General features: G+C 31.1%; 16 protein-coding genes. 2 read left to right on the forward strand and 14 right to left on the reverse strand.

Annotation, left to right across the window (positions count from 1 at the left end; genetic code table 11):
• Nucleotides 1-72 precede the first annotated feature (72 nt).
• The 12 genes from EHQ16_RS05240 to EHQ16_RS05295 form a co-directional block, all read right to left on the reverse strand.
• Nucleotides 73-903 carry an arylamine N-acetyltransferase family protein gene (locus EHQ16_RS05240; RefSeq protein ID WP_135634962.1) on the reverse strand — a complete coding sequence of 277 codons (831 nt, stop codon included), beginning with the start codon at nt 901-903 and terminating at the stop codon, nt 73-75.
• 10 nt (nt 904-913) lie between these two features.
• Nucleotides 914-1,765, reverse strand: coding sequence for a hypothetical protein (locus EHQ16_RS05245; protein WP_135634960.1), 852 nt, complete (start codon nt 1,763-1,765; stop codon nt 914-916).
• Nucleotides 1,766-1,788: 23 nt separating this feature from the next.
• Nucleotides 1,789-2,403, reverse strand: a complete 615-nt coding sequence (locus tag EHQ16_RS05250) for a hypothetical protein (RefSeq protein WP_135634958.1) — start codon at nt 2,401-2,403, stop codon at nt 1,789-1,791.
• Nucleotides 2,404-2,554: 151 nt separating this feature from the next.
• Nucleotides 2,555-3,097 carry a hypothetical protein gene (locus EHQ16_RS05255; RefSeq protein WP_135634956.1) on the reverse strand — a complete coding sequence of 181 codons (543 nt, stop codon included), beginning with the start codon at nt 3,095-3,097 and terminating at the stop codon, nt 2,555-2,557.
• A gap of 115 nt (nt 3,098-3,212) precedes the next feature.
• Nucleotides 3,213-3,602, reverse strand: a complete 390-nt coding sequence (locus tag EHQ16_RS05260; RefSeq protein WP_135634954.1) for a hypothetical protein — start codon at nt 3,600-3,602, stop codon at nt 3,213-3,215.
• Nucleotides 3,602-3,976 (reverse strand): SH3 domain-containing protein, encoded by a 375-nt coding sequence (locus tag EHQ16_RS05265; RefSeq protein WP_135634952.1) that lies wholly within the window; start codon nt 3,974-3,976, stop codon nt 3,602-3,604. Before EHQ16_RS05265 ends, EHQ16_RS05260 begins: the two co-directional genes overlap by 1 nt.
• Nucleotides 3,969-4,502: a hypothetical protein gene (locus EHQ16_RS05270; RefSeq protein ID WP_135634950.1), complete on the reverse strand. Its 534-nt coding sequence runs from the start codon at nt 4,500-4,502 to the stop codon at nt 3,969-3,971. The genes EHQ16_RS05265 and EHQ16_RS05270 overlap by 8 nt, the downstream gene beginning before the upstream one ends.
• 103 nt (nt 4,503-4,605) lie before the next feature.
• Nucleotides 4,606-5,298 carry a hypothetical protein gene (locus EHQ16_RS05275; RefSeq protein WP_135634948.1) on the reverse strand — a complete coding sequence of 231 codons (693 nt, stop codon included), beginning with the start codon at nt 5,296-5,298 and terminating at the stop codon, nt 4,606-4,608.
• 1,069 nt (nt 5,299-6,367) lie between these two features.
• Nucleotides 6,368-6,952 (reverse strand): NAD(P)H-dependent oxidoreductase, encoded by a 585-nt coding sequence (locus tag EHQ16_RS05280; RefSeq protein WP_135634946.1) that lies wholly within the window; start codon nt 6,950-6,952, stop codon nt 6,368-6,370.
• 208 nt (nt 6,953-7,160) lie between these two features.
• On the reverse strand, nt 7,161-7,535 hold the full coding sequence (locus EHQ16_RS05285) for a PIN domain-containing protein (RefSeq protein WP_135634945.1): 375 nt from the start codon (nt 7,533-7,535) through the stop codon (nt 7,161-7,163).
• Nucleotides 7,532-7,747 (reverse strand): hypothetical protein, encoded by a 216-nt coding sequence (locus EHQ16_RS05290; protein WP_100745168.1) that lies wholly within the window; start codon nt 7,745-7,747, stop codon nt 7,532-7,534. The genes EHQ16_RS05285 and EHQ16_RS05290 overlap by 4 nt, the downstream gene beginning before the upstream one ends.
• A 1,038-nt stretch (nt 7,748-8,785) precedes the next feature.
• On the reverse strand, nt 8,786-9,700 hold the full coding sequence (locus EHQ16_RS05295; protein WP_135634941.1) for a hypothetical protein: 915 nt from the start codon (nt 9,698-9,700) through the stop codon (nt 8,786-8,788).
• A gap of 184 nt (nt 9,701-9,884) precedes the next feature.
• Between EHQ16_RS05295 and EHQ16_RS05300 the strand changes: the two genes are divergently transcribed.
• Nucleotides 9,885-10,229 (forward strand): ArsR/SmtB family transcription factor, encoded by a 345-nt coding sequence (locus EHQ16_RS05300; RefSeq protein WP_135634939.1) that lies wholly within the window; start codon nt 9,885-9,887, stop codon nt 10,227-10,229.
• Entirely contained in the window at nt 10,216-10,689 is a 474-nt protein-coding gene (locus tag EHQ16_RS05305) for an SRPBCC family protein (protein WP_135634937.1), read from the forward strand. The genes EHQ16_RS05300 and EHQ16_RS05305 overlap by 14 nt, the downstream gene beginning before the upstream one ends.
• A gap of 411 nt (nt 10,690-11,100) precedes the next feature.
• Here the strand turns inward: EHQ16_RS05305 and EHQ16_RS05310 are convergent, their stop codons facing one another.
• Together EHQ16_RS05310 and EHQ16_RS19475 are read right to left on the reverse strand one after the other, a co-directional pair.
• Nucleotides 11,101-11,853, reverse strand: a complete 753-nt coding sequence (locus tag EHQ16_RS05310) for a tetratricopeptide repeat protein (RefSeq protein ID WP_167482633.1) — start codon at nt 11,851-11,853, stop codon at nt 11,101-11,103.
• 11 nt (nt 11,854-11,864) lie between these two features.
• Nucleotides 11,865-12,020, reverse strand: coding sequence for a hypothetical protein (locus EHQ16_RS19475; RefSeq protein ID WP_167482634.1), 156 nt, complete (start codon nt 12,018-12,020; stop codon nt 11,865-11,867).
• Nucleotides 12,021-12,093 lie beyond the last annotated feature (73 nt).

Genomic DNA, 12,093 nt, shown 5'->3' on the forward strand with positions numbered 1-12,093 from the left:
CGGAGAGAACATTCCCCGACCTTTCGTTAATATTTTTGTTATATACAATACCAAATTTCTCACGAATGTAATTCAATCGATAATATCGTTTTCCCATTGCAAACCAGTCGTCTGAAATTCTGTATCTAAAGGAAATGTAAGATTGAACTTTTCTTTAAGAGTTTTTATTAATTCTTCAGGTGATTTGATAATCGATTTATTGGCTAAACCATACCTATCCCTTTCAGATAATTCCCTATTTACAAGTGTGAGTCTTTTTCCGTCGTCTCCCGCTCGTGCCACGATCAAACGATCTTTAAAATGCGATTTCGGATGATTGCTAGTGTACCAGTTGGCAAGTACACGATCAATTTCAGGCATCTCCTCTAATGTAAATTCACATACATCGACCCATCCATGCGGAAAAAGAACTTGATGGAAATATTTATTACTTTCATATACAATTCTTCTTGTTTCGTGGTTGGTTTTCTGTTCAGTATTTTTAATTAATTGTATTGCTGATGTTAGTGATACTCCACCAACTCCAACATCAGTGAACCATGAAGTTCCGGAAAGTTCTACTCTTAGAAAAACATGGGTTCGAGGAGGAATAAAATCTCTAGGTTTATCTAAACGAACTCTAGCACTAATAGGAGTTACTTCAAATCCTAATTTATTTAGAACACTCAAAAAAAGTCCATTTTGTTCAAAGCAATAACCGCCGCGTTTCTGAATTATTAATTTCTCAAAAACTGCATCTAAACTAATATCAATATTTTTTCCTAACAAAATATCCAAGTTTTCGAAAGGGATATTACGAACGTGTGCCAAAGTGATATCGTTAAGCAAATCTAGTGAAGGAACACGTGAGCCACCATATCCAATGCGATCAAAATAAGTATCTAGAAATTTTTTATCATTCAAAAGTCAGTTCCTAATTTTTTTCATTGTTTAACTTTGTCGTTATTAAGATTTTCGCAAGGAATATAATGGCTCCAAGTGGAAATGAGATAATAAGTTTCCAGTTTTCAAGAAAATTAGTTTTTTTAACAGATAGCGGGTTTAACGTCATACTAATAAATTGATACTGCTCTAGGAGTTCTGATGAATTCCAATCGTAAGTAATTCCGAAAACAAAGAGAAAAATCAAAAAGTAATATTTCTTTTCCGAAGAATATTTTGAATATATCAGCGTTATATACGCAGCTGTCCAAATTATAAGTGTAAACAATATATAACCAATGATTAAATAATTACTCGAAGTTAGGTTTTCAGTTTTTAATTTATCTTTTAAAATAATTTCTGAAATTGATAACTTTATATTAGTGAATTCGAAACCAGCAATTTCTAATTTGCCCTTGTTGTTTTTTCCGATAGTAATTGAACAATAGGTAGATTCTCCATTTTTGTTCTCCAGAAGAAACTGTAAACTTTTCCCTTCTTTTAGTCCGACACTTTCAAGATTATAGTTTTCATCTTTTAAAAACAAAGTAACTTTAGGAATTGCGTTGTTTACTGTATCATAGAATTCCTTTTCATTTAATACCTTGAGAATTGAATTTTTATCACCAATATTAGAGTTTAAAACTTTATATATTTGATTGATATCTTTGGATTTTACATTTTTAATAAAAGTTTCTAAAAATACGATTTCAGATGAATCTAGTTTATTTTCTGGTTCTTTTATCAAGTAACCGTTTAAGATTATATATATTGTGAATGCAATTGAGAAGGTAAGAAATCCTAAAGGTAGAAATTTAATGTAAGATAGTAGTTTTTGCTTCATTTATGTGCTGTCCCATGTTAATATTATAATTGTTTAGGTGCAATGGTGATGATCCTACATCCTTTACACAAAGGGTACGAATCCACAATTGACTTGAAATTATTTTTCATACCTTCAGCGCTTGAGCCATAAAAATATAGAGCCGTTTCTCTTTCACCTTGCCAGTAACTTTCCATTTTTCCAAGATCACTGATACTAATATTTAATTTTTCAATTAAGTCATTTATATCCGAATTTTCATAAACTTCTTTAGGAAGATTAATTCCATCAAGGTAGATGGCTACGCCTTCCTTTTTACCGAATTCTATTTGTTTAGAATTTGAATCATCCTGTATATGAAGGATTGAGGATTTTGGCGCACCAAGTTCTTCTAATTTACTAATCAAAAATGGTATACCATCTTCTAAGTTATAAAGCAATATCTCAACATCAATGTGGGCGATTTCTCCAGTAGTAAGTTGCATAGTTCCACCACCATCAACTTCCCCATATTTTAAAGATTTTAAGGCGTCATCAAGAGGATCTTCGTATATATCTCCTCTATCAATTGGCATAAGCAAATGATTTAATTGAGCTGTAACATAAACTGCTTTTTGTTTTGGTTTCCCAAGTTTAAATATATTTGAAAAAATTCCCACAATTCGATTCCTTATATTTGATTTTAAAATTTAGTTTTGGCAATGTCGCATAACAAAATGGCCCACTTGCTGATTCTCGCCATTGCGCCCTAACGCAGCAAGTAGTCAAAACTATTGATTTTCAATATTTATATTTTCAATATAACAAATATTATACTTTCATTAAAACAAGTAAACCAAATAAAGTTATTATAGATATAATTAATAGAATTAAGCTAAGAGAATAATTATAAAGTTCTTTAATATCAATTTCCTTATTCATTAAGTAATCATAACCAATTAAAGTAAATGTACTTCCTAGAAATATTCCGATAGCAAATCCACTAAAAAGATAAATCAAAGTTGAAGGGTCACTTGAATTACTTTCTCCTAAAAATATAAAACCTGAAACAAATGATAATATTAATGCTAACAAAAATACACTAAATAGTATCAAAGGATAATGCCACCAATTGAGACTATAATTTCGTTTTAATAACTTTGGTATTTTACTAAAAGAAAAGAAACTACATCCCAGGATTATCGGCAATATAATTAAACGAATAGGAATAGCAGATATATGAACAATACCTAAAGCTAAAAAATAAAACAAAATGAAAACAATTAACGTTAGAATCACCAACAAGGATAATCGAATAAATATTAATTGAATGATCGAATTTAAAATTAAGCCTAGTTTTTCTTTTATTTTCATTTTAAAAATTCCGCATAACGAACTTTGCTATCCGACGTATGCAGGCCGTAAAAGCCGAAGCTAAGCAGTTTGTTTCTATTATATGATGATTTCAAAAGATACCATATAATTTGATTTAATCTGGGTAATATCCTTCAATTCTACAGATAACTTTAGCAGGGTTAATTTCCGAAAATGTGTTTGTTGAAAAATTTATCGTCCAGGCCTTATAAGGTGAATGATAATAATGTTCTGTTCCAATCTGTTTTATATTTGCAGAATTGATTAATGCTAGTGGAACATAGCCTGAATTTTCATCTTCGCAAATGCTACCGTATTCATATATATTGTATCCAACTCCATTTACAGGTTGGGATATTTTAATTTGATCAGTAACTAACCATCTAGGTTCGATTGAACCTGTATCAATATGCTTTGTAAGAACTAAGTAGTATGCATTTTCCTTTTTCAAATATTCCATGCCATAATCATAATGTTCAGGTATAAGCTTGCCGGATGCTACCATTATGTGTTCGGCCAATTTTCGAATTTTAATCCCAGAAAATCATTAGAGTCAATTTTTGATTTCGGGAGAGAATAGGGATTTAACCTAATGCTTAATACATATCCCGTAATTTCTTTATAACTAATTTTATCAAAATTATTTAGAAGATCGTTTTGCGGATATTTCCCTTTCAATCTTTCTTCTAAGATTACTTCTGTATCATAAGGTAAAGTCGCAATTTTAGCCGAAGTAAGACCGGGTTTTTCGTAAACTTCTAGGCCATTAATATCGAGAGTAAATCTTTTTTCTTTTGTTACTGTTATTTGCTTTTGGCAATAAATTGAACTTATCAGAACTAAAACCCAAAACAGTGAATTTATTAAAGCTCTATTCATAATTTATTGTTATTTGTTTTTCTTTTGCCCAATTTAAAAATTTAGGGAAAGCCATGTATGCTCTGCTAAAATAGTAAAATATGATTAAGCTAATAAAAATTAAGCCAAAATTTGTTTCTTTCTGAAAAATTGAGAAACCAATATTAAATGCAAATAGAGAAAACTGAAAAAAGAAAATTCCATAAAAGGAAATTTTTTGTAATGGAATGCTCTTATTATAGTTAATGTTTAAATAAGCAAAAATATAAAGAAATGAAAATGGTATAAAAAAGAATACCTCTATTAAGTTCTCTATATTCATTTCTTTCTTTGCAAATAAAGTTAAAAATGCACTCAAAAAAAGCAAAGCACTTAGCAGGCTTAAAGTTTTTTTAAAGTTAATAATATGTGGAATAGAAGATCCACCTATTATATTCTTCACTTCATTGACGGAATATTCGTTTTTTAAAGTATTAATAATTGATTTTTTAGATATTCCCTTGTAGAGAAGATCATTTATTGCAAACTCTAGTGCTTTTTCGTCCATTTTAACAATATTAAATCTAATTATATAAATAGATAAAGTATAAAATTTTGCAGTTATACGTAGTAAACAGTCGTTAAATTAGTGCATAACCCTTCTATATTATCTATTCTATAATAATTATCATATTTTTTTCTTTTTCAGATTGATCCGAATTGTCTTCCTTTTCAAACCAATTTATATGATTTATTCTAACTTTGTGAAAGCGAACTACTGGATTGTCATTTTTAGAAAGATAGATTCTGAAATTATCATTAGGAAAGTCTCTTTCAAGTTTTTGTTTCCACATTTCAGAAATATGTTTTCCTAAATTCCAAGCGTCTTTGTAATCAGAATGTTCAGTATCCCAGAATGGTTCATCGGGTAAGTCTGCAGAATGGTTAAATAAATCAAGAATATGTAAGTGATTTATAAAACATTCCGCTTCAATAGGATCTTTTGGGAGTTTATCTATCTTTGAGTATTCACTTTTAATAAAAATCATTCCATTTCTATCTATAAATTCAGGCCAAAAGTATTCAGATACAGTTTTGTATACCCAAGCTACTTGAGCGTTATCATTTGGAACAATACCTTCAAATCCCTTCGAAATTCGTTTTTGAGCCTTAGTTAAAATTTCTTTGTAATCTTCTTTAAACATTGCTGAGGTTGTTTTGTCAACTTCAGCTGCAAGATGCTGGATTGTGATGTATTCAGAAGGATGTTGAATGCTCAACCTATTAGTATCACTAAAACGAACAAAAAGTTCAAATAGAATGATTGCTTCTTCTTCAGTTATCTCCAAAGAATATTTTTTCATAATTTCCTTTATCCAATTTAAAATCAGCGTTATTTGAAATATTCAGAAAATACCCAAATTTGATTTATTGAAAATAAATACTAATAGAAATGCAGTAAGAAAAGTTGATATTAGGCAGTACAATCTCCATTTTTTATTCTCGTAGAATACTGGTTCATTATACGATTCTTCTTTAAAGTTATAGTAACCTAATTCCTCAATATTTATCACTTTTATAGGAATAAATTTTCCGATATCAGATTCGAATGTTAGGTGATCGTAAAGAACGGAACATTCAAATTCGCATTCTTTACACATTCTATTTTCATTATCACTATTCAAGTATAGACAGTATTGTCCGGGAAAATAAATGAAATTTTCGCCACTGCTAGAAACTTTCTTTTTATCAGTTATATTCCACAATATAATGAGAAAAGTTATAATGAATGGCATGAGAATAAGTAAGGTTTTCACTACAATTTCTCGAATACGAAATAAGATTTTTTCTCTATTTTTTTCTATCATTTGATCTATCTAAAAAGTGAACATAACATTCAAGATTTATTTCTTACGTTTCGCATAACAAACTATGCTACTCGAAGTTTTTGAGAATTCTGTCGAAAATATATTTAAACAAAACATTCTCGTCTTCAACTTGATTTCTTGGAATAAAGAACACTTCCCCCATATCAAAGAAAATAACAATAGACGGACCTATTAAGGAAACTTTATTTATCTTTTTCCATTCTATTTTGAATTCTGCCCCAGGTTTCGCAGATTGAAAATTTTCATTCGTGAGAGAGATTAGATGTTTGACGTCACCTTCTCTTTGAATGAATGATCCCCTTTCTTTTGCGAAGAAATAAATTTTAAGTAAGCGTAATAGTATAATACAAGTTAGAAACGTTATTGAATAAAGCAAAGAGCCCAGAAAATAATACATCAAAAGACCAGTAACGATACTAAAAACTATGAATAAATAGAATCTTGGAGATAGAACAGATATTAATAAATGTGTGAACACATAATCCTTTGCATTATATCTTATCTCAAATTTCATAAATTCCCTTTGTTAGTTTACTTTTAGCTTTCATCTAAAATTCTTTGATATTTCTGCACATTTTAATAACCATTGATTTTTTTGCTCTTGGTCACAATGTTTAAGACCAGATTTATAATATCTATTTACTCTTTTAAATCCGCAATATCTGAATAAACCATATTTGATCGCGAGCCAGCCAGGATCAAAGTAAGCAACAATAGATGGCGCATCAAGAGTGTAAAAACAGGAAATTTTCTTATTTTTCATCAATCCTTCAGGAAACAAAGCTCCTTTCTTTTTATTTTTGAAAGAATATATGAAATCGGATGCGAAAACTCGATCAATGAAGCCTTTTAAAATAGCTGGAAAACCATGCCACCAGACCGGATAAATAAAAATCAGATGGTCTGCTTCATTAATCAGATTTCTATATTTAAGAGTATATTTATCATTACAAATATCTCTTCTCCGATTATAATCATCCACCACAAGAACTGGGTTGAATTTATCTGAATATAAATCGATCAGTGATACGATTTCCGATTTTTCTATTAAAGAGTTCAGAATGCTATCAAGGACAGCTTTGGTAAAGCTTTTAGGATTGGAGTGTGAATAAATTATTAAATTCTTCATTTTTTTTCTTAAATAAGACTGGGATTGATTTCGTATAACGAATTAGTGTAAACGACGTTTCTCGACCCTGAGTCCCAACGGGACGTTAGGGACTGACATGTAGCTTGCGTATGCGAGCGAATGCCAGAAGGGGAATGTTCCTCAGACCGAGCGAGGGCGCAAGTCCCGAAGCGAAGTGAGTAGACGCTGTTATGCGACATGTTTGCTTTTATTGATAAGTATATTGTAACTCAAGAATTTTTAATATCTTTTTATCAAGAGTCCAAAGTTTTAAATTTCTCATTTTAGTTTCGTAGATTAAGATAGAATCAATAATTCCGATACCATATTCAAAGTGTTTTTTTTCAAAGGAGAGGCTTCCGGCTTTGATGAAGGCTCCGTTAGAGAAAACATTATTTAAATTATCCCAATAATCTAAAACAAACTCGTGCTCAGTTTTATTTTTGCAACCTTGTAAAATCTCGCCAAAAACAACTTCATGGGCAATAACCTCAGAAGCTTCAATAAGTCCTGTTAATTTAGAAAAGTAGGGTTCTTTTCCTCTGAAAAATTCAATCCAAATGGAAGTATCTACTAAAATCATTGTAATCTATTAATTTTCCTAACTTTTTCAGCTGAGAAATTGGTAACAAATTCAAGTGGTTTCTTTCTTAATTTTTCATTCAGTTTTTTAACTTTAGCAAGCTTAACCCATTCAGAAAGAGCCTTTTGTAGAGAATCTGTAATATTTTTACCTTCAGTATATTTTTGAACTTCTGTAATTAAATCATCAGGGAGAATTGCAGTTACTTTCATACGATTTATTATACGATATAGTATCGTATTTGTCAAAATCTTTTTTTATCATTTATTTAAAGTTTTGCAAACATGTCGCATAACGAACTAGACTAACCGACGTAGGCTGGCCCTGAGTCCCGGACGGGACGTTAGGGATTGGCACGACGCTTGCATAAGCAAGAGGAGTGACAAAAGCCTATGTGTCGTAGACCGAGCGAGGGCGTAAGTCCCGAAGCGAAGCGGTTAGTTGCTGTTATGTGCAGTGTGGTATTTATTAAGATTAATTCTTTTTCAATTGAATATGATTATATCGCAGGATATGGTAAATAAAGAAAGAGTATAGTTATGTCGACTACAAACATTCTCTGTAAAAAAAGCATCCAATAAATATGAATAATGTATATGGATTTAAGATGCCAATAGATACTACTGTAAGGATTATTTTGAAATTGATTAAATCATGCGTTCGTTTATTAATCCATAGTAGTAGAATAGGTAAGTAAGAGAATGCTAAAAATATAGTAAGTAGCATATGGCCGTATTGTTCTGTTTGGTTTCCATATAATATTTCACTCTTAAAACAAGTAAAGACGATATTTACTGCTAAAAAACCGAAACCTAATAATAGGTAAGCAAATAATATTGCAATGAAGTATTCTTTTATTTTTTTTAGATAGTTCGATTTAAAATTGAGAGGGTTGATAAGTTTCATGCTTAATTGAAACGAATGGATTAAGATTCTTTCAAAGTTGAATTTATGAATAGTCCGTGTAATTCTTTTATGAATATATCAGAGAATTTGTTTTCTCATACTATTAAAAAGTGAATCTATTTTATCTATCAAGTAATTACGTAGAACTTATTTTTAATATTAATGAATAATATTTTACCACATTGCGTATAACGAACTAGTGGAGACGACGTTTCTCGTAGCTGAGCCTACGTAGTAGGCGTTAGCGTCGGCGCGTCTTCTTGCGGAGCGAGAAGCGTGACGGAGAGAAATGTGCCGCAGGCCAAGCGAGGCCGCAAGTGCCGAAGCGCAGCGTTTCCACGTTGTTATACGCTGGGCCGTTTCTTTAGGTAATAAATTGCTAAAATTAATTCTAATATCAGATAAGAAATGATAAATAAAAATAGAATTTTTCTTTTTAGTTGAAAAAGTTCTTGGTCTAAATTCTCAATTTTTTTTGCTTCAATATAAAAGATTTTAAACTTTGTTATCGGTACAATTTGGAATAAAATATTATTTATCTCTCTTTGTATTTGAAAGTTTTTTAGGTAATCTTCTTCATTAATAATTTCACTAGAGATAGCTTTTGCTTTATTTCTGAAATTTAAGCTTCCGTTTTGATAGATTAATGAATTGTTGAAGCTTCTAATAAAGAAAGCACCATTGTTGTTATAATTGTTATTATCGATTAAATCTGAAGGATAAATTACAGCAGAATAGATTATATTTTCGTTCTTTTTGAGGATGAGAAAACTATCATTTTGAAGTATGTTCTCGAGACTAATGTATGCAGATTTTTCACTTTTTTCGTTTTTGAACTTTAGAGCTGAATCTTTTACAGTATGTTTTAGTTCATATAATTTTTTACTTAAATTTTCTATAGTATTTTTAGTTTCTAAATATAGGTCTAAATGCTCTCTGGAAATTAGCTTTTTACTATTGAGAATATCAGGAGAAAGTATTTCTGATTGTAAATGCGGAATTCCATCTCTTATTAAGAACGTTTGACTAAGCACGAAATAATCATGAAAATCTTTATTTAGCGATTGAATCTTATCGATTTCTTGATGGTATTTATCGAATTTTTGTTCAATTGATTTTGCGGCGAGTTTTGCAAAAACAAGTTCATTGGATCTTATTGATAGTTTAATTGTTCGCTCGATGAAATAATCTACGGAAAAATATAAAAGCAAAAATACGATTAATATTGTGGTGCTTATTATATTGAAGTTTTTTTTCATTTAATTTAATTAGTTACGGCCTTGCGTATAACAAGTAAATATTCGTGTTTCGTTTAGCCACATCCCCTCCTCCAAAATTCCGAGAATTTACCTTCTCCCAGAGAAAAATTTCAAAACCACCAATCCTCTCGTTTAAGGAAATTTTATTCTTGACATGCAGGTAAATACCTGCATAATATCAAATATGCCCAAAGAATTGGAGGGAGCTGATCAGGTATTTAAGGCAATGGCTGACCCGAACCGTAGAAAGGTTCTCGATCTCCTTTATGCTAACAATGGTCAGACTCTGACCTCACTGTGTGAACAATTAGACATGCAAAGGCAATCGGCAACCCAACATATAGAAATCCTCATTAAAGCCAACTTGGTAACTGTTGTTTGGAAGGGACGAGAAAAACTTCACTTCATCAACCCTGTTCCAATTTACGAGGTATATGCACGTTGGGTTCGAAAATTTGAAGAGAATCGTTTAGGTTTTTTACACGACTTAAAAACACAACTTGAAGGAGAAGATCATGGAACCAAATAACTTTGTTTATGTTACTTTTATACTCAGCACACCGGAGAAGGTATGGAATGCACTCATTGATCCTGAGGTGACATCCAAGTATTGGCTTGATCCGTTAGCAAAAAATCCAGCTCATATTAATGTTTCAGAATGGACGGTTGGTTCCGTATGGAAACATATAAGAATGGATGATGAAAAAACAACCGATATCATCGGTAAAGTTTTGGAAATCACAGCTCCAAAGAAATTAGTTTTATCTTGGTCAAGACCAACAGAATTCAATGATGAATCAAAACATTCTCGAGTTACATTCGATATAGAACCTTATGCAGATGGACTTGTTCGTTTGGTTGTCACACATGAGGATCTAGACCCACAGATGTTAAAAGGAATTTCTAGTGGTTGGCCAAGTGTTCTTTCGAATCTCAAAACATTCTTGGAATCGGGCCGACCGTTGGCAGGCCATATTTCAATTTCTTAATAAATAAATTTAACGAAGATTCTGTGCAAATTTAAACCAAAGTTCGGAGGATGATATGATTGGTGATAGCGGGAATGCCAAATTCATAAGATTCGCTGATTCCTCTGGGCACCTCGAATTCGTTAGTTGATTGACATCGCCTTCTAAAACCGACCGCGCTATCCGCTCCAATCTTTCCAATCTCCTATTTGATCAAAATAAATCCTTTACGGAAAGGATTTCCGCTCCTATCGCTGGCGCGGAGGGTTTGGTTTGGGAACAATTATTTGTTAGGAATTTTTTTCTAAAGGATAAAAAATAAGCTTAAAACCAAGATTAATTCTGACAGTCGATCCCGCTTGCAACTGACGTTTAACCTGACGAACATATTATTCGCTATTATAGTTTTGGCGAGACTCGCCACGAAATGCTTTATTTGGAATTCCCTGCTCTCTTAATAATAAAATCTGCATCCTCAACGCCATCCTTATATTTTAGAGTTTTTTCTAGATTATTTTTCTTTAACAAATCAAGAAATTTCTCTAAGTAATATGCTGATTTTTTCAATTCACCTGTCCTATAATAACTAATTCCAATAAAATAATTATAAGCTATCAATTGCTTATCATCTTCCTTACCTCTAATTAATTCTAAAGCTTTATCTAAATATTTTATCGCTTTTTCATACTTCTTAAGCTCATAATACATTTTACCAGCTTCCCCCCACGCAGTATAATCTTCAGTGTGCTGTTTTAAAAACTCTAATGCGTATTCCAATGCTTCTTTAAGGTCACCCTTTAAATAATAAGAAGCACTCAATGTATTTATTGCGGCGTCATTTTTTTTATCTATCTTAAATGCTTCTTTGGCATATTTAATGGCATCATCAAATTTTTTATTCATAAAATTAATATGAGCTCGCTCAGATAGCAACAATGACCATGACCTAATTGTAGTCTTATCTTTATCATTTAATTCATAAGCTTTCCTTGCCAGCTCATATGCTTGTTGCCATTTTTCTTCATTCTTTTCAAAAAACTCATCTGAAAGTCTTTCTGCTTCTTTTGCCATTGCTACCGGATCATTTGAATCAAATTCAATCTTTTTTTCTTTAAAGCAATAATTCATTAATCCAAAGAATAAAAATACAAAAAACAATTTTTTAAACTGAATATTACGTGTCATGTTTACCATTATTATTTACTCTTTATTGTTGTGTTATTACTGGCAAATGTCTTACCTTTTTCTTTTTTGATTGTAATACAAGTTGAACCTATATCAGTTGCGCTACTGCAACCAGTTACACTGACCCCCTCTTTAGAAACTCCTTCACCAATCTTTGTTTCTTTCAATTTGTTATTCATTTTGTTGGATTCATTCAGACCCACTTTTGATAATAAAACTTCATTTTTCCAAGTAAAAATT

Source organism: Leptospira kanakyensis (assembly GCF_004769235.1).
Taxonomy (GTDB): Bacteria; Spirochaetota; Leptospiria; order Leptospirales; family Leptospiraceae; genus Leptospira_A; species Leptospira_A kanakyensis.

Excerpts from the sequence above, each read along its gene's own strand:
- EHQ16_RS05300 (WP_135634939.1), top strand. The coding sequence starts at position 9,885 with ATGCCCAAAGAATTGGAGGGAGCTGATCAGGTATTTAAGGCAATGGCT.
- EHQ16_RS05310 (WP_167482633.1), bottom strand. The coding sequence starts at position 11,853 with ATGACACGTAATATTCAGTTTAAAAAATTGTTTTTTGTATTTTTATTC.
- EHQ16_RS05255 (WP_135634956.1), bottom strand. The coding sequence starts at position 3,097 with ATGAAAATAAAAGAAAAACTAGGCTTAATTTTAAATTCGATCATTCAA.
- EHQ16_RS05305 (WP_135634937.1), top strand. The coding sequence starts at position 10,216 with ATGGAACCAAATAACTTTGTTTATGTTACTTTTATACTCAGCACACCG.
- EHQ16_RS05280 (WP_135634946.1), bottom strand. The coding sequence starts at position 6,952 with ATGAAGAATTTAATAATTTATTCACACTCCAATCCTAAAAGCTTTACC.
- EHQ16_RS05265 (WP_135634952.1), bottom strand. The coding sequence starts at position 3,976 with ATGAATAGAGCTTTAATAAATTCACTGTTTTGGGTTTTAGTTCTGATA.
- EHQ16_RS05270 (WP_135634950.1), bottom strand. The coding sequence starts at position 4,502 with ATGGACGAAAAAGCACTAGAGTTTGCAATAAATGATCTTCTCTACAAG.
- EHQ16_RS05260 (WP_135634954.1), bottom strand. The coding sequence starts at position 3,602 with ATGGTAGCATCCGGCAAGCTTATACCTGAACATTATGATTATGGCATG.
- EHQ16_RS05245 (WP_135634960.1), bottom strand. The coding sequence starts at position 1,765 with ATGAAGCAAAAACTACTATCTTACATTAAATTTCTACCTTTAGGATTT.
- EHQ16_RS05275 (WP_135634948.1), bottom strand. The coding sequence starts at position 5,298 with ATGAAAAAATATTCTTTGGAGATAACTGAAGAAGAAGCAATCATTCTA.
- EHQ16_RS05285 (WP_135634945.1), bottom strand. The coding sequence starts at position 7,535 with ATGATTTTAGTAGATACTTCCATTTGGATTGAATTTTTCAGAGGAAAA.
- EHQ16_RS05295 (WP_135634941.1), bottom strand. The coding sequence starts at position 9,700 with ATGAAAAAAAACTTCAATATAATAAGCACCACAATATTAATCGTATTT.
- EHQ16_RS05290 (WP_100745168.1), bottom strand. The coding sequence starts at position 7,747 with ATGAAAGTAACTGCAATTCTCCCTGATGATTTAATTACAGAAGTTCAA.